The sequence below is a fragment of the Variovorax beijingensis genome, assembly GCF_007828835.1.
GTDB classification, from domain to species: Bacteria; Pseudomonadota; Gammaproteobacteria; order Burkholderiales; family Burkholderiaceae_C; genus Variovorax; species Variovorax beijingensis_A.
On record NZ_VIVL01000002.1, the window covers coordinates 428,199 to 447,836 of the forward strand.

The 19,638-nt window shown below is 65.5% G+C and carries 20 protein-coding genes and 1 tRNA gene; 14 read left to right on the top strand and 7 right to left on the bottom strand.

The features are described from left to right. The first annotated feature begins 22 nt into the window (after nt 1-22). Nucleotides 23-1,294, top strand: a complete 1,272-nt coding sequence (locus FB547_RS08340; protein WP_145741244.1) for an RsmB/NOP family class I SAM-dependent RNA methyltransferase — start codon at nt 23-25, stop codon at nt 1,292-1,294. Between the two features lie 133 nt (nt 1,295-1,427). Beyond that, nucleotides 1,428-2,642: a fatty acid desaturase gene (locus FB547_RS08345; RefSeq protein ID WP_145741246.1), complete on the top strand. Its 1,215-nt coding sequence runs from the start codon at nt 1,428-1,430 to the stop codon at nt 2,640-2,642. 144 nt (nt 2,643-2,786) lie between these two features. Here the strand turns inward: FB547_RS08345 and rpmG are convergent, their stop codons facing one another. The 3 genes from rpmG to trxB form a co-directional block, all read right to left on the bottom strand. Continuing rightward, nucleotides 2,787-2,960, bottom strand: coding sequence for a 50S ribosomal protein L33 (gene rpmG, locus FB547_RS08350; protein ID WP_007830291.1), 174 nt, complete (start codon nt 2,958-2,960; stop codon nt 2,787-2,789). An 11-nt stretch (nt 2,961-2,971) separates the two neighbouring features. Beyond that, the gene (rpmB, locus tag FB547_RS08355) at nt 2,972-3,205 is read right to left on the bottom strand and encodes a 50S ribosomal protein L28 (RefSeq protein ID WP_007830293.1); all 234 of its coding nucleotides are present in this window, start codon (nt 3,203-3,205) and stop codon (nt 2,972-2,974) included. A gap of 180 nt (nt 3,206-3,385) precedes the next feature. Further along, nucleotides 3,386-4,345, bottom strand: a complete 960-nt coding sequence (gene trxB / locus FB547_RS08360; protein ID WP_012746430.1) for a thioredoxin-disulfide reductase — start codon at nt 4,343-4,345, stop codon at nt 3,386-3,388. A 182-nt stretch (nt 4,346-4,527) separates the two neighbouring features. On the opposite strand from trxB, the gene FB547_RS08365 reads away from it, so the two are divergent. From FB547_RS08365 to FB547_RS08400, 8 genes are all read left to right on the top strand, one after another. Beyond that, on the top strand, nt 4,528-5,202 hold the full coding sequence (locus FB547_RS08365; RefSeq protein WP_018903175.1) for a Crp/Fnr family transcriptional regulator: 675 nt from the start codon (nt 4,528-4,530) through the stop codon (nt 5,200-5,202). 94 nt (nt 5,203-5,296) lie between these two features. Further along, nucleotides 5,297-7,696 carry a DNA translocase FtsK gene (locus tag FB547_RS08370; RefSeq protein WP_145741248.1) on the top strand — a complete coding sequence of 800 codons (2,400 nt, stop codon included), beginning with the start codon at nt 5,297-5,299 and terminating at the stop codon, nt 7,694-7,696. A 153-nt stretch (nt 7,697-7,849) separates the two neighbouring features. Then, nucleotides 7,850-8,482 (top strand): outer membrane lipoprotein chaperone LolA, encoded by a 633-nt coding sequence (gene lolA, locus FB547_RS08375; protein ID WP_145741250.1) that lies wholly within the window; start codon nt 7,850-7,852, stop codon nt 8,480-8,482. 23 nt (nt 8,483-8,505) lie between these two features. Beyond that, complete coding sequence (locus tag FB547_RS08380; RefSeq protein ID WP_145741252.1) at nt 8,506-9,798, top strand: replication-associated recombination protein A; 1,293 nt, start codon at nt 8,506-8,508, stop codon at nt 9,796-9,798. 239 nt (nt 9,799-10,037) lie between these two features. Continuing rightward, nucleotides 10,038-10,967: a branched-chain amino acid ABC transporter permease gene (locus tag FB547_RS08385; RefSeq protein WP_145741254.1), complete on the top strand. Its 930-nt coding sequence runs from the start codon at nt 10,038-10,040 to the stop codon at nt 10,965-10,967. Between the two features lie 13 nt (nt 10,968-10,980). Continuing rightward, on the top strand, nt 10,981-12,177 hold the full coding sequence (locus FB547_RS08390) for an ABC transporter permease subunit (RefSeq protein WP_145741256.1): 1,197 nt from the start codon (nt 10,981-10,983) through the stop codon (nt 12,175-12,177). A gap of 19 nt (nt 12,178-12,196) precedes the next feature. Then, nucleotides 12,197-12,970 carry an ABC transporter ATP-binding protein gene (locus tag FB547_RS08395; protein WP_124957304.1) on the top strand — a complete coding sequence of 258 codons (774 nt, stop codon included), beginning with the start codon at nt 12,197-12,199 and terminating at the stop codon, nt 12,968-12,970. Nucleotides 12,971-12,986: 16 nt separating this feature from the next. Next, nucleotides 12,987-13,772: an ABC transporter ATP-binding protein gene (locus FB547_RS08400; protein ID WP_145742000.1), complete on the top strand. Its 786-nt coding sequence runs from the start codon at nt 12,987-12,989 to the stop codon at nt 13,770-13,772. 9 nt (nt 13,773-13,781) lie between these two features. On the opposite strand, the gene FB547_RS08405 is transcribed toward FB547_RS08400, so the two are convergent. Both FB547_RS08405 and FB547_RS08410 read right to left on the bottom strand, forming a co-directional pair. Then, the gene (locus FB547_RS08405) at nt 13,782-14,756 is read right to left on the bottom strand and encodes a Bug family tripartite tricarboxylate transporter substrate binding protein (RefSeq protein WP_145741258.1); all 975 of its coding nucleotides are present in this window, start codon (nt 14,754-14,756) and stop codon (nt 13,782-13,784) included. 32 nt (nt 14,757-14,788) lie between these two features. Then, nucleotides 14,789-15,853, bottom strand: a complete 1,065-nt coding sequence (locus tag FB547_RS08410) for a CDP-6-deoxy-delta-3,4-glucoseen reductase (RefSeq protein WP_145741260.1) — start codon at nt 15,851-15,853, stop codon at nt 14,789-14,791. Between the two features lie 53 nt (nt 15,854-15,906). Here FB547_RS08410 and FB547_RS08415 point away from each other — a divergent pair, with 53 nt between their 5' ends. Next, entirely contained in the window at nt 15,907-16,845 is a 939-nt protein-coding gene (locus FB547_RS08415) for an SDR family oxidoreductase (protein ID WP_145741261.1), read from the top strand. Nucleotides 16,846-16,862: 17 nt separating this feature from the next. On the opposite strand, the gene FB547_RS08420 is transcribed toward FB547_RS08415, so the two are convergent. Then, nucleotides 16,863-17,315 carry a hypothetical protein gene (locus tag FB547_RS08420; protein ID WP_145741263.1) on the bottom strand — a complete coding sequence of 151 codons (453 nt, stop codon included), beginning with the start codon at nt 17,313-17,315 and terminating at the stop codon, nt 16,863-16,865. A 384-nt stretch (nt 17,316-17,699) separates the two neighbouring features. Next, nucleotides 17,700-17,784: transfer RNA gene (locus tag FB547_RS08425), tRNA-Leu, on the bottom strand. Nucleotides 17,785-17,913: 129 nt separating this feature from the next. Between FB547_RS08425 and cysM the strand changes: the two genes are divergently transcribed. The 3 genes from cysM to FB547_RS08440 are packed head-to-tail and all read left to right on the top strand — an operon-like array spanning nt 17,914 to nt 19,620. Then, on the top strand, nt 17,914-18,816 hold the full coding sequence (gene cysM, locus FB547_RS08430; RefSeq protein WP_145741265.1) for a cysteine synthase CysM: 903 nt from the start codon (nt 17,914-17,916) through the stop codon (nt 18,814-18,816). Nucleotides 18,817-18,824: 8 nt separating this feature from the next. Continuing rightward, nucleotides 18,825-19,403, top strand: coding sequence for an NUDIX hydrolase (locus FB547_RS08435; protein ID WP_145741266.1), 579 nt, complete (start codon nt 18,825-18,827; stop codon nt 19,401-19,403). Next, nucleotides 19,393-19,620 (top strand): sulfurtransferase TusA family protein, encoded by a 228-nt coding sequence (locus FB547_RS08440; protein WP_145741268.1) that lies wholly within the window; start codon nt 19,393-19,395, stop codon nt 19,618-19,620. Before FB547_RS08435 ends, FB547_RS08440 begins: the two co-directional genes overlap by 11 nt. Nucleotides 19,621-19,638 lie beyond the last annotated feature (18 nt).

A 19,638-nucleotide genomic window follows, 5' to 3' on the forward strand; every position in this document is an offset into this window, starting at 1 on the left:
GCCCGGCTGAGACAATCGGGGCATGCACCCCAAAGCCCTGTTGGAGGCCACCGCCGATCTGGTCGGCCTTGTCCTGAAATTCGATCACCCGGCCGACCAGGTCGTTTCGCGCTTTTTCCGCGACCACCGCGAGTTCGGCCCGCGCGAGCGCGCCACGCTTGCCGAGACCGTCTACACCGTCTTGCGCAAGAAGCTGCTGTTCGACCATCTCTCGCCCTCGGGCAGTGGTTCGAAGGAGCGCCGCATGGCGATCCTGGGCTTTCATGGCCCGCGCGACTTTCTGAAGAGCGCCCTCAGCGACAGCGAAAAGCGCTGGCTCGACAATTGCGATGCCGTCAAGCCGGACGATCTGCTCGAACGCCATCGCCACAACCTGCCCGAATGGCTGGTGGGGCCGCTCAAGGCCCAGCTGGGCGACGGTTTCTGGGCCCTGGTCGAAAGCCTGCAGCAGCCCGCGCCGCTCGATCTTCGCGTCAACGCCCTGACCGACAAGCGCGCCGAGGTGAAGGCGGAGCTTGCGAAAGCTGCTATCAAATCGGAAGCAACGCCGTTCTCGCCCTGGGGCTTGCGCATCGAGGGCAAGCCCGCGCTGACCAAGCTGGACGCCTTCGCCCGCGGCGCCGTCGAGGTGCAGGACGAGGGCTCCCAATTGCTCGCGCTGCTGCTGGATGCCAAGCGGGGCGAGATGGTGGTCGATTTTTGCGCCGGCGCCGGCGGCAAGACTCTGGCCATCGGCGCGACCATGCGCAACACCGGCCGGCTCTACGCCTTCGATACCTCGGCCCACCGGCTCGACGCGCTCAAGCCACGGCTCGCGCGCAGCAAGCTGTCGAACGTTCATCCGGCTGCCATTGCGCACGAGCGGGACGACCGCATCAAGCGCCTTGCCGGCAAGATCGACCGGGTGCTGGTGGATGCGCCGTGCTCGGGCCTGGGCACGCTGCGCCGCAATCCGGACCTGAAATGGCGCCAGTCGCCCCAATCGGTCGAGGAATTGACGGTCAAGCAGGCCGCCATCCTGCAAAGCGCGGCACGCCTGCTGAAATCGGGCGGACGGCTGGTCTACGCCACCTGCAGCGTGCTGCCCGAGGAAAACGAGGCCATTGCCGAGGCTTTCAGCGCCGCCAACCCCGATTTCGTGCCCCAGGACGCCGCGGAACTGCTGCAGGGCCTCAAGGTGGAGGGTTTCGAGGCGCTCTGCGCGGGCGGAACGGACGGGCGCCGCTATTTGCGGCTGTGGCCGCACCGCCACGCCACGGACGGTTTCTTTGCGGCGGTGTGGAACCGCAAATAGGCACGGCACTCCAAACTAGGGTAAATCTGCGCAATTGTGAAAGGGCAAAAGGCCTCTTTTTGGCCCTGCCACCTTAAAATCGCGGGTTAACTGAAAGGCTGCACCTTCGTGTGGCCATGGAGCACCTAATTCAATGTTGATTCCTGACTCTGCCGTTTTGAGCGCGGCCATCGACTGGCTCGGCAACGGCTTGTGGGACCTCACATGGTGGCAAGTCGTGCTGTACACGCTCGTCACCACGCACATCACGATCGCTGCGGTCACGATCTTCCTGCACCGCACGCAGACGCACCGGGCCATGGATCTGGGCCCGATTCCTTCGCATTTCTTCCGCTTCTGGCTGTGGCTCGGCACCGGCATGGTGACCAAGGAATGGGTGGCCATCCACCGCAAGCACCACGCCAAGTGCGAAACCGAAGAAGATCCGCACAGCCCGCAGGTCAAGGGCATCGACGAAGTCCTGTGGCGCGGCGCCGAGCTGTATCGCGCCGAGTCGAAGAACAAGGAAACGATGGAGCGCTACGGCCACGGCACGCCCGACGACTGGCTCGAACGCAACCTGTACACCCGCTACAGCTGGCAAGGCGTGGGCCTGATGCTGGTCATCAACCTGGCGCTGTTCGGCGCGCTCGGCCTGACGGTCTGGGCCGTGCAGATGCTGTGGATCCCGATCACCGCGGCCGGCATCATCAATGGCATCGGCCACTACTGGGGCTACCGCAACTTCGAGGCGCCGGACGCCAGCCGCAATGTCTCGCCCTGGGGCCTGATCATTGGTGGTGAAGAGCTGCACAACAACCACCACACGTACCCCACCTCGGCCAAGTTCTCGGTCAAGAAGTACGAATTCGACATCGGCTGGGTCTACATCCAGATGATGCAGAAGATCGGCTGGGCCAAGGTCAAGAAGGTGCCGCCGAAGATGCAGATGGGCGACATCCAGCCCGTGGCCAACGAGAAGACGCTCGAGGCTGTCATTGCCAACCGCTATGAAGTCATGGCCGGCTATGCCCGCGAGATGCGCCGTGTCACCAAGGCCGAACTGGCTGCGCTCAAGACCAAGGGCGGCGACATCTCGGTGCTCAAGGCGGCCAAGAACTGGCTGCATCGCGACGACGACAAGGTGCCGGCATCGGCCCGCTCGCACCTCGTGCAGGCGCGCGCTGCCCACCCGGTGATCGACAAGATGGTCACCATGCGCGAAGAGCTGCGCCAGCTCTGGCTCAACACTTCGCAGTCGCGCGAGCAGTTGGCGGCCGATCTGGCGGCCTGGTGCCATCGCGCGGAGGCCAGCGGCATCGCCGGCCTGCGCGAATTCTCGACCCGCCTGCGCGCTGCACGCGCCTGAGCGAGCAGGCAGCAAGCCCTCTTCGCCCATCAAAAAGCCGACCTCGGGGTCGGCTTTTGTGTGCCTGCCGCATGTGGCATTCGACAGGCAACAAAAAACCCGCTGGGTGAGCAGCGGGTTTTTTGCTGGGGAAATCGGGCCGAATTACTTCAGCTTGATTTCCTTGTATTCGACGTGCTTGCGTGCCTTGGGGTCGAACTTCATGATCGACATCTTTTCAGGCATCGTCTTTTTGTTCTTGCTGGTCGTGTAGAAGTGGCCGGTACCCGCGGTGGATTCCAGCTTGATCTTTTCGCGTCCGCCTTTGCTCGTTGCCATGATTCAGCTCCTTAAGCTTGGCCGCGTGCACGCAGGTCTGCGAGCACGGCGTCGATGCCGTTCTTGTCGATCAGGCGCAGTGCGGCGCTCGAAACACGCAGGCGAACCCAGCGGTTTTCGGTCTCGACCCAGAAACGGCGGTATTGCAGGTTCGGCAGGAACCGGCGCTTGGTTTTGTTGTTGGCGTGGGAAACGTTGTTTCCGACCATCGGGCCTTTGCCCGTTACGTCGCATACGCGTGCCATGAGGACACTCTTTCTTGAACAGCTGGCACCGATGCAATCGTGGCGGATTGCAGGTGTTTTGCAGCTTGACCTCGCCAGAAAACGGGTGGCGGTACCCCGGCTTTGCCCGGATGCTCGGCCCCTCGTGAAAGGGGCTATTTCGGCAAAGCCTCGGATTATAGCCCTTTTGGGGCCACCCGCCTAAAGCGTACCGTCCTGCTCGAGGAAGCGCTGGGCGTCCAGCGCGGCCATGCAGCCGGTGCCGGCGCTCGTGATGGCCTGGCGGTACACGTTGTCCTGCACGTCGCCGGCGGCAAAGACGCCCGGAATGCTGGTCATCGTGGCAAAGCCCTGCAGGCCCGAGCGGGTCAGGATGTAGTTGTCCTTCATTTCCAGCTGGCCCTGGAAGATGTCGGTGTTGGGGTGATGGCCGATGGCGATGAAGCAGCCCTTGAGGTCGATCTGCTCGGTGGCGCCGCTCTGCGTGTTCTTGATCCGGATGCCCGTCACGCCCGTGTCGTCGCCCAACACCTGGTCGAGTTCGTTGTGCAGCTTCAGGACGATCTTGCCCTCGGCGACCTTTTCCATGAGCTTGTCGATCAGGATGGGCTCGGCGCGGAACTTGTCGCGGCGATGCACCAGCGTGACCTTGTTCGCGATGTTGGCTAGGTACAGGGCTTCCTCGACGGCGGTGTTGCCGCCGCCGATCACGCACACTTCCTGCTCGCGGTAGAAGAAGCCGTCGCAGGTGGCGCAGGCCGAGACGCCGCGGCCCATGAACTTCTGTTCCGAGTCGATCCCGAGGTACTTGGCGGAAGCGCCGGTGGCGATGATCAGCGAATCGCAGGTGTAGGTGCCGCTGTCGCCGGTGAGCGTGAACGGGCGCTTGCCGAGGTCGACCTTGTTGATGTGGTCGAAGACGATCTGCGTCTTGAAGCGCTCCGCGTGCTCGAGAAAACGCTGCATCAGCTCGGGGCCCTGCACGCCGTGCACGTCCGCGGGCCAGTTGTCGACCTCGGTGGTCGTCATCAACTGGCCGCCCTGGGCAATGCCCGTGATGAGCAGCGGCTGGAGGTTTGCGCGGGCTGCATAGACGGCGGCGGTGTAGCCGGCCGGGCCGGAGCCCAGAATCAAGACCTTGGCGTGTTGGGGAGCGGACATGAGTGGAAAACCTAGGATTTGCGCTGCTTCAGCGTGTACATTTTCAGGGTGGTAGCGATATATGTGGAGTATCACCGCTCGGTTCAACACCGGGTGCACGGTGTTTTCAATGCGCGCGATTGTAGTAATCCATCGGGCCCGACCATGGACGAGCTTGCGCACGCCGTATCAGGGATTGATAAATGTCGATGCTGTCCAATCTTGAGTTGCTGCGGCGCGTTCCGCTGTTTGCCTCGCTCACGTCCTCGCAGTCTGCAAGCATTGCGGATGCGATCATCAAGAAGCGCTTCAAGCGGGCCGAGGTCGTTGTCGAGCAGGGCAAGAAATCCGACGCGCTCTACATCATCCTGACCGGACGCGCGCGCGTGACGAGCGCCGACAACCGCGGGCGTGAGGTGATCCTTGCCACGCTGCATCCCGGCGACTACATCGGCGAGATGAGCCTGATCGACGACGAGCCCCATTCGGCCACGGTGCGCACGGAGATCCAATGCGACGTCCTCATGCTGGACCGGGACGCGTTCGCGCGCTGCCTGCCCGAGAACTCCTCGATGGCCTACAACATCATGCGCGGCCTGGTGCAGCGCCTGCGCCATGCCGACCGCAAGATCGAGTCGCTCGCGCTGATGGACGTCTATGGGCGCGTGGCGCGTTCGCTGCTCGAGTTCGCGATCGACGATGGGGCAGGCAACCTGAAGGTGCGCGACAAGATCTCGCGCCAGGATCTCGCGAAAATGGTGGGCGCCTCGCGCGAAATGGTGAGCCGCGTGATGAAGGATCTCGAGGAGCGCGGATTTGTCCAGACCCAGGACGACGGCTCCATGATCGTCAAGGACCGGCTCTTGTCCCTGGCTTGAGCCGCCGGGTCCGGCGCTTCAGGCGGCCGCACCCTTTTGTTGTAGTGTTCAGGCATCCAGCCGCCGTTTCGAAGGATTGGGTGCCGCGTTTTTCATGACCTATTCGCTCAATACACTTCAATCTTCTTCTGCCGCCGAGGGGCAACCGGTGCGCGTGCGCGCCATGCGCTTCGCCCACGAGATCACGCTGGTGGCGGGCTTTGCGGGGCTCCTGTTCTGGCTGCTGGCCATGCTGAGCTTCACGCCCTCCGATGCGGCGTGGTCGACCTCCGGCACCGGCGGCGAGATCAAGAACTGGGGTGGCCGCATCGGCGCCTGGCTGGCCGACGGCAGCTATTTTCTGGCGGGCTATTCGGTCTGGTGGTGCCTGGCGGCGGGCCTGCGGGCATGGCTCTCGTCGCTGGCCAACTGGCTGCGCGGCGGCGAGGCTGCGCCGGCCGAGCAGCCGGTGCGCGGGCGCTTCAACCGCAGCCGCCTGGCTTTCTGGTTCGGCCTGGTGCTGCTGCTGTGCGCGAGCGCGGTGCTCGAATGGTCGCGCCTGTATCGGCTCGAGTCCCACCTGCCGGGCTCGGGCGGCGGCGTGCTGGGCTACCTGGTGGGGCCCGCCAGCGTGCGCTGGTTGGGCTTTACCGGCTCGGCGCTGGTGGCCATCGCCGCCGGCGTGATCGGCTCGGCGCTGGTGTTCCGCTTCTCCTGGAGCCAGATCGCCGAACGCATCGGCGCGCGGGCCTACTCGCTGTTCGAGTCGCGCCGCGAAAAGCGCGAGATGGCGGCCGACATCGCCATGGGCAAGCAGGCCGCGCGCGAGCGCGCCGAGGCAGAAGACCTGCCGTTCTCGCGCGCAGCGGCCGGCGGTGAGCCGATGGATGCCGACGGCGACGAAGAACTGCGCATCGAGCCGCGCCCGAAGCGCCGCGCGGCGTCGCCGCCGGTGCAGATCGAGCCCGCGATGACCGAGGTGCCCCGCAGCGACCGCGTGGTCAAGGAGCGCCAGAAGCCGCTCTTCAAGGAACTGCCCGACAGCAAGCTGCCGCAGGTCGACCTGCTCGACGCCGCGCAGGCGCGCCAGGAAACGGTCTCGGCCGACACGCTCGAGATGACCTCGCGCATGATCGAGAAGAAGCTCAAGGACTTCGGCGTCGAGGTGCACGTCGTGCTGGCGTCGCCGGGCCCGGTGATCACGCGCTACGAGATCGAGCCGGCCACCGGCGTCAAGGGCTCGCAGATCGTCGGCCTGGCCAAGGACCTGGCGCGTTCGCTTTCGCTGGTGTCGATCCGCGTGGTGGAAACCATTCCGGGCAAGAACTACATGGCGCTCGAGCTGCCGAATGCCAAGCGCCAGTCGATCAAGCTCAGTGAAATCCTCGGCTCGCAGGTCTACAACGAAGGCAAGTCCTTCCTCACGATGGGCCTGGGCAAGGACATCATCGGCAACCCGGTGGTGGCCGACCTTGCGAAGATGCCGCACGTGCTGGTGGCCGGTACCACCGGTTCGGGCAAGTCGGTGGGCATCAACGCGATGATCCTCTCGCTGCTCTACAAGGCCGAGGCACGCGACGTCCGCCTGCTCATGATCGACCCGAAGATGCTCGAAATGTCGGTCTACGAAGGCATTCCGCACCTGCTGGCACCGGTGGTCACCGACATGCGGCAGGCCGCGCACGGCCTGAACTGGTGCGTGGCCGAGATGGAGCGCCGCTACAAGCTCATGAGCAAGCTGGGCGTGCGCAACCTGGCCGGCTACAACACCAAGATCGACGAAGCCAAGGCGCGCGAGGAGTTCATCTACAACCCCTTCAGCCTCACGCCCGACGATCCCGAGCCGCTCAAGCGCGAGCCGCACATCGTGGTGGTGATCGACGAGTTGGCCGACCTGATGATGGTAGTGGGCAAGAAGATCGAAGAGCTGATCGCCCGCCTCGCGCAGAAGGCGCGCGCGGCCGGCATCCACCTGATCCTTGCCACGCAGCGGCCCAGCGTCGACGTGATCACCGGCCTCATCAAGGCGAACATTCCCACGCGCATCGCATTCCAGGTGTCGAGCAAGATCGACAGCCGCACCATCCTCGACCAGATGGGCGCCGAGGCGCTGCTGGGCATGGGCGACATGCTCTACATGCCGAGCGGCACGGGCCTTCCGATCCGCGTGCACGGCGCGTTCGTGAGCGACGAGGAAGTGCACCGCGTGGTGGCCTACCTCAAGAGCCAGGGCGAGCCCGACTACATCGAAGGCGTGCTCGAAGGCGGCACGGTCGACGGCGACGGCGACATGCTGGGCGAGGGCGGCGATGCCGAGAAGGACCCGATGTACGACCAGGCGGTCGAGGTGGTGCTGAAGAACCGCAAGGCCAGCATCTCGCTGGTGCAGCGCCACTTGAAGATCGGCTACAACCGTGCGGCCCGGCTGGTGGAAGACATGGAGAAGGCCGGCCTGGTCAGCGCCATGAGCGGCAGCGGCCAGCGCGAGATCCTGGTGCCGGCGCGCGCCGAATAGCCGGCCCATGCCTGCGCACCTGGGCGTTACCCACTGACAGCCACTTTGCAAAAGCTGCAATAACGTTGCAAAACTTCATGAAGCCCCGCGCATGGCGCAACGCGCAGCGGGGTATGGTCGTGCCGACGCCATCGCTTTTCCGAGGAACCCCAATTGAAAATTCGCCATTGGCTGTTGATCGGCCTCCTGTGTTCCGCCAACGCCTGGGCCGGCGGCCTTGAAAGCCTCGAGGCCTTCGTGAAGACCGTCAAGTCGGGCCGTGCCGAGTTCACCCAGACCGTGACGGCGCCGCCGCGCGACGGGCAGGCCGGCCGCACCAAGACCTCCACCGGCACCTTCGAATTCCAGCGGCCCGGCAAGTTCAAGTTCGACTACCAGAAGCCCTTCGCCCAGAGCATCGTGGCCGACGGCAAGACGCTGTGGCTCTACGACGCCGACCTGAACCAGGTCACGCAGCGTGCCCAGTCGCAGGCGCTGGGCTCGACGCCCGCTGCGCTGATTGCCGCGGCACCCGACCTGCGCGCGCTGCAGGCCGACTTCACGCTCGAGGCCGCGCCCGAGCGCGACGGCCTGCAGTGGGTCAAGGCCACGCCGAAGAACAAGGACGGCCAGCTGCAGAATGTGCAGGTCGGCTTCCAGGGCGATGCGCTGGCGGCGCTCGAAATTCTTGACAGCTTCGGGCAGCGCTCGGTGCTCAAGTTCAGCAAGGTCGAGGTGAATCCGGCGCTGCCTGCCAGCGTGTTCGAATTCAAGGCGCCCGCCGGCGCCGACGTCATCAAGCAATAGCAGCCATCGGGCGCACCGCAGGTTTGGCCACCAGTTCGCATCAACCCCTTGCCGAGCGCCTGCGTCCGAAGACGCTCGGCGAGGTCATCGGCCAGCAGCACCTGCTGGGGCCGGGCATGCCGCTGCGCATTGCCTTCGAATCGGGGCAGCCGCATTCCTGCATCCTCTGGGGACCGCCCGGCACCGGCAAGACGACCATTGCGCGGCTGATGGCCGATGCCTTCGATGCGCAGTTCCTCAGCATCAGCGCCGTGCTCGGCGGCGTCAAGGACATCCGCGATGCGGTCGAGCGCGCCACGGCCGCGCGCGACGGCCTGGAGCAGCAGCGCACGATCGTCTTCGTCGACGAGGTGCACCGGTTCAACAAGAGCCAGCAGGATGCGTTCCTGCCGCATGTGGAGTCGGGCCTGTTCACCTTCATCGGCGCCACCACCGAGAACCCCTCTTTCGAGGTCAACTCGGCCCTGCTTTCGCGTGCGGCCGTGTACGTGCTGCAGCCGCTCACCGAGGCCGACCTCAAGCAGATCGTGGCCAAGGCGCAGGCCATCCAGGCGGTGCCGGGCATCGAGGACACGGCCATCGACCGGCTCGTCGCCTATGCCGACGGCGATGCGCGGCGCCTGCTCAACACGCTCGAGACGCTGGCCGTGGCGGCCCGCGCCGAAAAGCTCGGCCACATCACCGACGAGTGGCTGCTGCGCGTGCTCGGCGAGCGCATGCGGCGCTACGACAAGGGCGGCGAGCAGTTCTACGACACCATCAGCGCGCTGCACAAGTCGGTGCGCGGCAGCGACCCCGACGCCTCGCTCTACTGGTTCGTGCGCATGCTCGACGGCGGCGCCGATCCGCGCTACATGGCGCGCCGGCTGGTGCGCATGGCCAGCGAGGACATCGGACTGGCCGATCCGCGTGCGCTGCGGCTCGCGCTCGACGCCGCCGAGGTGTACGAACGCCTGGGTACGCCCGAGGGCGAACTCGCGCTGGCCGAGTGCGTGGTCTACCTGGCGATGGCGCCCAAGTCGAACGCGGTCTACACCGCCTACAACGCCGTGCGCGCGCTCATCAAGAAGGACAGCACGCGTCCCGTGCCGATGCACTTGCGCAACGCGCCCACCAAGCTCATGAAGGACCTCGACTACGGCAAGGGGTACCGGTACGCGCATGACGAGGAGGGCGGCTTTGCCGCGGGCGAGCGCTACCTGCCCGATGGCCTGGAGGGCCAGGTCTTCTACCAGCCCGTCGAGCGCGGGCTCGAAATCCGCATCGCGGAAAAACTGCGCGAACTGCGCCGCCTGAACGGCCAGCGCGAGGAGTGATACGCCTTTTCACCATGCGCGTACCCCATGCATGACTTCACTCGCATACAGCATGGCATGAGCGGGTAAACCCCGGGCAAGGCGCACCAAATCGGCGCTGGTGGGTGCTTACAATCCCGCCCACAAATCAGCCGGCGGCACATGTTGGCTGGTTTTTTGCTTATCAAGCCGAGGTGCCAAACCGGTGCCAAGGTGGGTGAACAGCACCCCGCAACGGTGCAACAAATAGGGAACGCGTTATGGAAATATTGCTGCAGCAGATCATCAACGGTCTGGTCCTGGGCAGCATGTATGCCTTGATAGCCTTGGGCTACACCATGGTGTACGGCATCATCAATCTGATCAACTTTGCGCACGGTGAAGTGCTGATGGTGGGGGCGCTCACGAGCTGGACCATCATCGGGCTCATGAAGGAGTCGATGCCCGGCACGCCTGGCTGGCTGGTCCTCATCATCGCGCTGATCATTGCTTGCATCGTTGCGGCCACGCTCAACTTCGTCATCGAGAAGGTCGCCTACCGGCCGCTTCGCAACAGCCCCAAGCTCGCGCCGCTCATCACGGCCATCGGCATGTCGATCCTGCTGCAGACGCTGGCCATGATCATCTGGAAGCCCACCAACAAGGCGTACCCGAACCTGCTGTCGACCACGCCCATCGAGGTGGGCGGCGCGGTGATCTCGCCCACGCAGGTCATGATCCTGAGCGTCACGGCGTTCTCGCTGGTGGTGCTGATGTGGCTGGTCAACTACACCAAGCTCGGCCGCGCGATGCGCGCCACCGCCGAGAACCCGCGCGTCGCGGCGCTCATGGGCATCCGGCCCGACATGGTCATTTCGGCCACCTTCATCATCGGTGCCGTGCTCGCGGCCATCGCGGGCGTCATGTACGCCTCCAACTACGGCATCGCGCAGCACGCGATGGGCTTCCTGCCCGGCCTCAAGGCCTTCACCGCGGCGGTGTTCGGCGGCATCGGCAACCTGGCCGGCGCGGTGGTCGGCGGCATCCTGCTCGGGCTGATCGAGGCCATCGGCTCCGGCTACATCGGCGCCCTCACGGGTGGCGTGCTGGGCAGCAACTACAGCGACATCTTCGCGTTCATCGTGCTGATCGTCATGCTCACGCTGCGGCCCTCGGGCCTGCTCGGCGAGCGTGTGGCGGATCGGGCCTGAGGAGCAGCACGCCATGAAAAACAGCAAGAACCTCGCGCTCTACATCCTGGGCGTCGTCGCGGTGCTCGCACTGCCGATCTTCCTGCAGAGCCAGGGCAACGCCTGGGTGCGCATCGCCGACATCGCATTGCTCTACGTGATGCTCTCGCTCGGCCTGAACATCGTCGTGGGCTACGCCGGCCTGCTCGACCTGGGCTATGTGGCCTTCTTTGCGATCGGGGCCTACCTGTTCGCGCTGATGGGCTCGTCGCACCTGTCGGAAACCTTTCCGTGGTTCAAGGCCATGTTTCCGAACGGGCTGCACACCTCGCTGCTCATCGTGATACCGCTGGCGCTCGTGGTGGCCGGCATGCTGGGCGTGCTGCTCGGTGCGCCCACGCTCAAGCTGCGCGGCGACTACCTGGCCATCGTGACGCTGGGCTTCGGCGAAATCATCCGGGTGTTCCTGAACAACCTCGACCAGCCGATCAACATCACCAACGGGCCGAAGGGCATCACAGCCATCGACTCCATCAAGTTCTGGGGGCTCGACCTCGGCAAGGCGTGGAAGTTCGACGGCTTCACGATCTCGTCGGTCACGCTCTACTACTACCTGTTCCTTGCGCTGGTGGTGGCCACCATCATCATTTCGCACCGCCTGCAGATGTCGCGCATCGGGCGCGCCTGGATGGCCATCCGCGAAGACGAGATCGCCGCCAAGGCCATGGGCATCAACACCCGCAACATGAAGCTGCTGGCCTTCGGCATGGGCGCCAGTTTTGGCGGCGTGTCGGGCGCCATGTTCGCGGCCTTCCAGGGCTTCGTCTCGCCCGAATCGTTCAGCCTCATGGAGTCGGTGATGATCGTTGCCATGGTGGTGCTGGGTGGCATCGGGCACCTGCCGGGCGTGATTCTCGGCGCCGTGCTGCTGGCCGCCTTGCCCGAGGTGCTGCGCTACGTGGCCGGCCCGCTGCAGGCCATGACCGACGGCCGCCTCGACGCGTCCATCCTGCGCCAGCTCTTCATCGCGCTGGCCATGATCGTGATCATGCTGGTGCGTCCGCGCGGTCTCTGGCCTTCGCCCGAGCATGGCAAGACCTTGCAGCGCAAGGGCGTGGCTTCCGATGCACCGGTGGCGCCGGGTTCGCTGCAGACCCACGCGCCGGGCATCGAGACGCCCGCCGACGAACTGCCGGGTGCGGCCTCGCGTCCCATGTCGATCAATCCGTGAGCCGAAGGAAGCCATCCACATGACGACAGACACCATCCTCGACGTTCGCGGAATCTCCAAGCGCTTCGGCGGCCTGCAGGCCCTTTCCGACGTCGGCATCACCATCAAGCGCGGCCAGGTCTATGGCCTGATCGGCCCCAACGGCGCCGGCAAGACCACCTTCTTCAACGTGATCACCGGGCTCTACACGCCCGACAGCGGCAGCTTCGAGCTGGCCGGCAAGCCCTACCAACCGACGGCCGTGCATGAAGTGGCCAAGGCCGGCATTGCGCGCACCTTCCAGAACATCCGCCTGTTCTCCGAAATGACCGCGCTCGAGAACGTCATGGTGGGGCGGCACATCCGCACCCATTCGGGCGTGTTCGGCGCCATGCTGCGCACGCGTTCGTTCAAGGCCGAGGAAAAGGCCATTGCCGACCGCGCGCAGGAACTGCTCGACTATGTGGGCATCGGCAAGTTCGCCGACTACAAGGCGCGCACGCTGTCCTACGGCGACCAGCGCCGGCTCGAGATTGCGCGCGCGCTGGCCACCGACCCGCAGCTCATCGCGCTCGACGAGCCCGCCGCCGGCATGAACTCGACCGAGAAGGTGCTGCTGCGCGAACTGATCGACCGCATCCGCAAGGACGACCGGACCATCCTCATCATCGAACACGACGTCAAGCTCATCATGGGCCTGTGCGACCGCGTCACCGTGCTCGACTACGGCAAGCAGATCGCCGAAGGCACGCCCTACGACGTGCAGAAGAACGAGAAGGTGATCGAGGCCTACCTCGGCACCGGAGGACACTGAAATGGCGACGACGACAATGACGAGCGCAGAAGACACAACGACGGCAACGGCAACTGCAACTCCGCGGAAGACTGCGGCCAACGCCACCGGCAAGACGCTGCTCAAGGTCAGCGGCCTGCGGGTCGGCTACGGCGGCATCCAGGCGGTGAAGGGGGTGGACTTCGAGGTCCACGAAGGCGAGCTGGTGTCGCTGATCGGCTCCAATGGCGCCGGCAAGACCACCACCATGAAGGCGATCACCGGCACGCTGCCGGCGGGCGCGGGCACCATCGAATTCCTGGGCCGCAACATCAAGGGCCGCGGTGCCTGGGACCTGGTGGGCGAGGGCCTCGTGATGGTGCCCGAGGGCCGCGGCGTCTTCACGCGCATGACGATCACCGAGAACCTGCAGATCGGCGCCTACATCCGCAAGGACAAGGCCGAGATCGCCAGCGACATGGAGCGCGTGTTCGTGACCTTCCCGCGCCTGCGCGAGCGCAAGGACCAGCTCGCGGGCACCATGTCGGGCGGCGAGCAGCAGATGCTGGCCATGGGCCGTGCGCTCATGGCGCGCCCCAAGGTGCTGCTGCTCGACGAACCCACCATGGGCCTGTCGCCGATCATGTGCGACAAGATCTTCGAGGTGGTCCAGACCGTGGCCGCGCAGGGCGTGACCATCCTGCTGGTGGAGCAGAACGCCAACCGCGCGCTGCAGCTGGCCGACCGCGGCTACGTGATGGAGTCGGGCCTCATCACGATGACGGGCGATGCCAAGGATCTGCTGAGCGACCCGCGCGTGCGGGCCGCCTACCTGGGCGAATAATCGCGCAGGTCAGTCGACCCGGGCGCCGGTCGCCTTCACGACGGCTTCGTACTTGGAGAGCTCGCTCTTCATGAACGCGCCGAACTGCTCGGGCGAACTGGGCACGGGCTCGGCCAGCAGCGTGGCAAAACGGGTCTTCGTTTCCGGTGCGTTCAGCGCCGCCACGAAGGCCTGGTTGAGCTTCATGACCACGTCGTGCGGCGTGCCGGCCGGTGCCACCAGGCCCCACCAGGTATCGATCGAGAAGCCCTTGAGCGTGTCGGCCACCGGCGGCAGTTCGGGCATGGCGCTGCTGCGCTGCAAGGTCGTGACCGCAATCGCCTTGAGCTTGCCCGAGCGGATGTTCGGCGCCGCCGTGGCAAGGTTGTCGAAGTTGAAGTCGACCTGGCCCGACAGCAGCGCCAGCTGCGCCGGATTGCCGCCGTTGTACGGGATGTGCAGCGCGAAGATGCCGGCCTGCTTCTTGAACAGCTCGCCCGCGAGGTGCCCGGCGCTGCCGTTGCCGCCGCTGCCGTAGTTGAGCTTGGCAGGGTTGGCCTTGGCGTAGCGGATCAGGTCGGCCACGGTGTTGATCTTCAGGCGCTGCGCGGTTTCCGCGTTCATTACCAGCACGTTCGGCACGCGCACCATCTGCGTGATGGGCGCGAAGTCGGTCGCCGCGTTGAACGGGATCTTGCTGTAGAGCCATGGATTCACCGCATGGGTGGCGGTGGCCGCAATGCCGATGGTGAGGCCGTCGGGCGCGGCCTTGGCCACGATGTCGGCGCCGATGTTGCCGCCCGCACCGGGCTTGTTGTCGATGATGATCGGGCCCAGGGTGTCCTTTGCGCGTTCGGCCAGCATGCGGGCCGTGACGTCGATCGGACCGCCCGCGGCATAGGGCACCACGAGGCGGATCGGGCGCTGCTGCTGGGCCGCGGCCTGGCCGGTGGCCAGCAGCGTGGCGCTGGCGAGCAGCGCGAGGAGGAAGTGTCTCGTCTTCATTCTTTTGTGTCTCGGGGGAAGGGAAAGCGGAATCAGGGCAGCGCCTTGTCGGCCTCGGTGGTGAACGCGTCGGCAAAGAATTCTTCTTCGGGCAGGCCGGCCAGCGCCACGTAATCGTGACGGGCCGAGTCGACCACGATCGGCGCGCCGCAGGCATACACCTGGTGGCCCGAAAGATCGGCAAAGTCTTCCAGCACTGCGCGATGCACGAAGCCCGTGCGGCCGGTCCAGTTGTCCTCCGGCGTGGCGTTGGAAACCACCGGCACGTAGCGCAGGTTCGGCATTTCCTTCAGCTGATCGCGCACCCAGGCGTCCATGTAGAGGTCTTCGGGCCGGCGGCCGCCCCAGTAGAGCGTGGCAGGCCGGTCGATGCGCTTGAACTTCATGTGCTCGAGCAGCGCCTTGATGGGAGCGAAGCCAGTGCCCGAGGCCAGCAGGATCATCGGCTTGGCGGAATCCTCGCGCAGGAAGAAGCTGCCGTAGGGGCCTTCGATGCGAAGGATTTCCTTTTCCTTCATCGCGCCGAACACATGGTCGGTGAACTTGCCGCCCGGCAGATGCCGCAGGTGCAGCTCGATGCCCGTGCCCGGCTCGGCCAGCGTGTGCGGCGCATTGGCCATCGAATAGCTGCGGCGCGCGCCGTCGCGCAGGATGAATTCCACGTACTGGCCCGCATGGAACTGCAGCGGCTCGCCGGCCGGCAGCTGCAGGCGCAGCTTCATCACGTCGTGCGACAGCCGCGTGAGCGCCAGCACCCGCACCGGCATCTTGCGGATCGGCAGGGCGCCGGCCTCGGTGACCTGGCGCGACTCGAGCACCACGTCGCTCTTGGCATGGGCGCAGCAGGTCAGGACGAAGCCCGCGAGTTGTTCTTCGGCGCTCAACGCCTTGCTCTGGTGCGGCCCGAGCTCGACCTCGCCCGAGAGCTTCCTGCACTTGCACGAGCCGCAGGCGCCGTCCTTGCAGCCATAGGGAAGGCCGATGCCCTGGCGGATGCCGGCCGCGAGAATGGTTTCGTCGCCATGCACCACGAAATGACGCCCGCTGGGCTCGACGGTGATGGAAAAGCCCGCTTCATGCGGCGCTGCAACAGTCATCGGTATTCTTCGGCTTGTTTCAGCCTGGCTGAAAAGGGAAAGGAACTCGGATTTTGCCTTCAATCAATAGCCCTTCCGGCGCGCTGCCGGCGCGCTTTCGCCGCGAACGCCTGCTGATCGTGGGTTGCGGGGACGTCGGCCAGCGCGTGGCGCGCAGCCTGCGCGGCCGCCTGCAGCTGGTGGCGCTCACTTCATCGGGCGAACGGGTGCCGGCCCTGCGGGCGGCCGGCATCCGTCCGCTCGTGGGCAACCTGGACGATCCGGCCACGCTGCGCCGCCTGGCCGGCGTGGCCACCCGCGTGCTGCACTTGGCGCCGCCGGCGCGCGACGGCGGCGCCGCCTGGTGGCGGGACCAGCGCACCACCGCGCTGGCGCGCGCGCTGCGGCTGCGCTCCGTGCCGCTTGCGTTCGTCTACGGCTCCACCAGCGGCGTCTATGGCGACTGCGGCGGCGCGCGGGTGAGCGAAACGCGCCCCGTGCGGCCTGACACGCCCCGCGCCCACCGCCGCGTGGACGCCGAGCGCGCCGTGCGCTGGCTCGGACGCAGCGCGGGCGTGCGCGCCAGCATCCTGCGCATTCCGGGCATCTACGCGCCCGACCGCGAGGGCGGCACGCCGCGCCAGCGGCTCGCGCGCGGCACGCCGGTGCTGCGGCGCGAGGACGACGTGTTCACCAGCCACATCCATGCCGACGATCTTGCAAGAGCCTGCGTGGCGGCGCTGTTCCGCGGCCGGCCGCAGCGCATCGTGCATGTCTCGGACGACACCGAGCTGCGCATGGGCGACTACATCGACCTCGCGGCCGATCTTTACGGCATGCCGCGCCCGCCGCGCGTGGCGCGCGAGGAAGCCCAGCGCCAGCTGCCGTTGCAGCTGCTGAGCTTCATGGGCGAATCGCGCCGGCTCGACAACACGCGGCTCAAGCGCGAGCTGCGCGTGCGGCTCGCGCATCCGACGGTGCACACCGGTTTGCGCGAAGAAGCAACCGCCTGAAGGCGTGCGCGTCGGGTTCAGACAGCAACGTACTCGACCGCACCGGTGTCCCCATCCAGGATCATGTCATAGGGATACCAGTAGATCTGCTCGTCGCCGTAGTCGTCGACATAGCTGTACCCGATGTATGTCATTCCCAGGTATGTGTCTTGAACCTGGATGAAGGTGGCGTATTGCATTCCGTCCGCCCGGGCCAGCTTCTTGTTCGTCTTGTATTTCTTGACCGGCAGATCGCCCTTGTTTGCATGCTTGACGTGGAACGCAGCAATCTTTGCGTCTTTGATGTCCACGGAGACCGTGTGCGGCCCGCTCTTGTCGATGACGTGCTGGCCGTTGCTCTTGAGCTTGTCGCCCACCAATTTCGCGCCATTGTGCTGGTGATGCTTTCCCTTGGCGAAGCTCGCATCGATAAAGCCGAATACGCCGGAAAGGGCGAGGCCGGTGGTCAGAAGGCGTCTTGTGTGGTTCATTTCGATTCTCCTTGCCGAGCTTGACTGTCGCGGTGCGCGAGTCAGCGCCGGGCATCAAAGTTCTGCTCTGCCAAAGCGAGCCCGGATGTAGGACCTGGGGTGGCGTGTGCGCGGGCCGGCATCCAGCGGAAATCGGGACGTTGAACCCGCGACCACTGACTTGCTCACGACCGGGCCGGCTCCAACGCACCGGTGGCGTGAGTGGGGCAAGAGAAGGGCGGCCGGACTAAAAAAGAGAGAGAGACGATCGTGGCGGCGGTCGAAGCGGCGAATCGATCAACCCCTGCGGGAGGTTTTCAATTTGCGGAACACGTCGCGAAACAGATGCGGGACGGTTGGAGCAATGCTGGCGAAAAAACTATCGCCAAATACGCCGTGTCGACGTGGTGCCCGGGGCCGGAATCGAACCGGCACACCTTTCGGTGGGGGATTTTGAGTCCCCTGCGTCTACCAATTTCACCACCCGGGCACATCCGGAAGGAAGCCCAAAATTATGGCACAGTGGCAATATGAATTGCCCCCACGCTCATCACTTCGTGTATTCGCTGCCCCCCGAGGGGGCGCTCAACGCCCTTTGGGCGGCCATGCGGGCGTTGCCATGAATTATCCGACGATCGAAGACGCCATCGGCAAGACCCCCCTGGTGGCACTGCAACGCATCGATGCGGCCGAGAACGCCAGGCGCGGCAATGTCATCCTGGGCAAGCTGGAAGGCAACAATCCCGCGGGCTCGGTGAAGGACCGCCCCGCGCTCTCGATGATCAAGCGCGCCGAGGAGCGCGGCGAAATCAAGCCCGGCGACACGCTGATCGAAGCCACCTCGGGCAACACCGGCATCGCGCTGGCCATGGCTGCGGCCATCAAGGGCTACCGCATGGTGCTGATCATGCCGGAGGACCTGTCCGTCGAGCGCGCCCAGACCATGAAGGCCTTCGGCGCCGAACTGGTGCTCACGCCCAAGAGCGGCGGCATGGAATACGCGCGCGACCTGGCCGAGCAGATGGTGGCGCAGGGCAAGGGCCGGGTGCTTGACCAGTTCGCCAACGCCGACAACCCGCGCATCCACTACGAGACCACCGGCCCCGAGATCTGGGCCGACACCAAGGGCAAGATCACGCATTTCGTGAGCGCCATGGGCACCACCGGCACCATCACCGGCGTCTCGCGCTTCCTGAAGGAAAAGAACCCCGCGGTGCGCATCATCGGCGCGCAGCCGGCCGAAGGTTCGCGCATTCCGGGCATCCGCAAGTGGCCGGCCGAATACCTGCCCAAGATCTACGAACCGAGCCGCGTCGACGAGGAGATCAGCGTGAGCCAGGACAATGCCGAGGAAATGTGCCGGCGCCTCGCGCGCGAAGAGGGCATCTTCGGCGGCATCTCCGCGGCCGGCGCGCTCTGGGTGGCGCTCGAGGTTGCCAAGACGGTCGAGAACGCGACCATCGTGTTCGTGGTCTGCGACCGCGGCGACCGCTATCTGTCGACCGGCGTGTTTCCTGCCTGATCGAAGCCATGGCCCATCCCAAGTTCTGCCAGGCCTGTGCCACGCCGCTCGAATGGATCGCGCTGATGGAAGACGGCGGTCCCAAGGAGCGCCTGCGCTGCCCCTCCTGCGGCCACACGCACTGGAACAATCCCACGCCCGTGCTCGCGGCCATCGTCGAATACCGAGGCAAGGTGCTGCTGGCGCGAAACGCCGCATGGCCCGTGAAGATGTACGCGCTGATCACCGGCTTCATGGAAGCCGGCGAAACGCCCGAGGAAGGCATTGCGCGCGAGGTCAAGGAAGAAACCAACCTCGACGTGAGCGCGGCCAAGCTGGTCGGCGCGTACGACTTCCAGCGCATGAACCAGATCATCATCGCCTACCACGTGGTGGCCGATGGCGAGGTGAAGCTTTCGCCCGAGCTGCTGGACTACCGCCTCTACGACCTGCCCGACCTCAAGTGCTGGCCCGCGGGCACCGGCTATGCGCTGGCCGACTGGCTGCGCACCCGGGGGCACGAGCCGGTGTTCTTTACCGCGGCGGAAAACGAGGAGCGGCGGCGCGGCTTGAACCTGCCGCCCGAGGAGCCGAAGAATGCAGGTTGATCGCGAACTCGACACGCGGGGCCTGAACTGCCCGCTGCCCATTCTCAAGGCCAAGAAATCGCTCAACGACATGGCGAGCGGCCAGCTGCTGAAGGTGGTGTCGACCGACCCAGGGTCGGTGCGCGACTTCCAGGCCTTTGCGCGCCAGACCGGCAACGAGCTGGTCGAGCAGCAGACGATCGGCAGCGACTTCATCCATGTGCTGAAGAGGCGCTGACCGGAACAAAAGAATAGG

What these genes read in the sequence shown, in the direction of transcription:
- FB547_RS08340 (WP_145741244.1), top strand. Translation starts at nt 23, where the DNA reads ATGCACCCCAAAGCCCTGTTGGAGGCCACCGCCGATCTGGTCGGCCTT.
- FB547_RS08345 (WP_145741246.1), top strand. Translation starts at nt 1,428, where the DNA reads ATGTTGATTCCTGACTCTGCCGTTTTGAGCGCGGCCATCGACTGGCTC.
- rpmG (WP_007830291.1), bottom strand. Translation starts at nt 2,960, where the DNA reads ATGGCAACGAGCAAAGGCGGACGCGAAAAGATCAAGCTGGAATCCACC.
- rpmB (WP_007830293.1), bottom strand. Translation starts at nt 3,205, where the DNA reads ATGGCACGCGTATGCGACGTAACGGGCAAAGGCCCGATGGTCGGAAAC.
- trxB (WP_012746430.1), bottom strand. Translation starts at nt 4,345, where the DNA reads ATGTCCGCTCCCCAACACGCCAAGGTCTTGATTCTGGGCTCCGGCCCG.
- FB547_RS08365 (WP_018903175.1), top strand. Translation starts at nt 4,528, where the DNA reads ATGTCGATGCTGTCCAATCTTGAGTTGCTGCGGCGCGTTCCGCTGTTT.
- FB547_RS08370 (WP_145741248.1), top strand. Translation starts at nt 5,297, where the DNA reads ATGACCTATTCGCTCAATACACTTCAATCTTCTTCTGCCGCCGAGGGG.
- FB547_RS08385 (WP_145741254.1), top strand. Translation starts at nt 10,038, where the DNA reads ATGGAAATATTGCTGCAGCAGATCATCAACGGTCTGGTCCTGGGCAGC.
- FB547_RS08390 (WP_145741256.1), top strand. Translation starts at nt 10,981, where the DNA reads ATGAAAAACAGCAAGAACCTCGCGCTCTACATCCTGGGCGTCGTCGCG.
- FB547_RS08395 (WP_124957304.1), top strand. Translation starts at nt 12,197, where the DNA reads ATGACGACAGACACCATCCTCGACGTTCGCGGAATCTCCAAGCGCTTC.
- FB547_RS08400 (WP_145742000.1), top strand. Translation starts at nt 12,987, where the DNA reads ATGACGAGCGCAGAAGACACAACGACGGCAACGGCAACTGCAACTCCG.
- FB547_RS08405 (WP_145741258.1), bottom strand. Translation starts at nt 14,756, where the DNA reads ATGAAGACGAGACACTTCCTCCTCGCGCTGCTCGCCAGCGCCACGCTG.
- FB547_RS08410 (WP_145741260.1), bottom strand. Translation starts at nt 15,853, where the DNA reads ATGACTGTTGCAGCGCCGCATGAAGCGGGCTTTTCCATCACCGTCGAG.
- FB547_RS08420 (WP_145741263.1), bottom strand. Translation starts at nt 17,315, where the DNA reads ATGAACCACACAAGACGCCTTCTGACCACCGGCCTCGCCCTTTCCGGC.
- cysM (WP_145741265.1), top strand. Translation starts at nt 17,914, where the DNA reads ATGAATTATCCGACGATCGAAGACGCCATCGGCAAGACCCCCCTGGTG.
- FB547_RS08435 (WP_145741266.1), top strand. Translation starts at nt 18,825, where the DNA reads ATGGCCCATCCCAAGTTCTGCCAGGCCTGTGCCACGCCGCTCGAATGG.
- FB547_RS08440 (WP_145741268.1), top strand. Translation starts at nt 19,393, where the DNA reads ATGCAGGTTGATCGCGAACTCGACACGCGGGGCCTGAACTGCCCGCTG.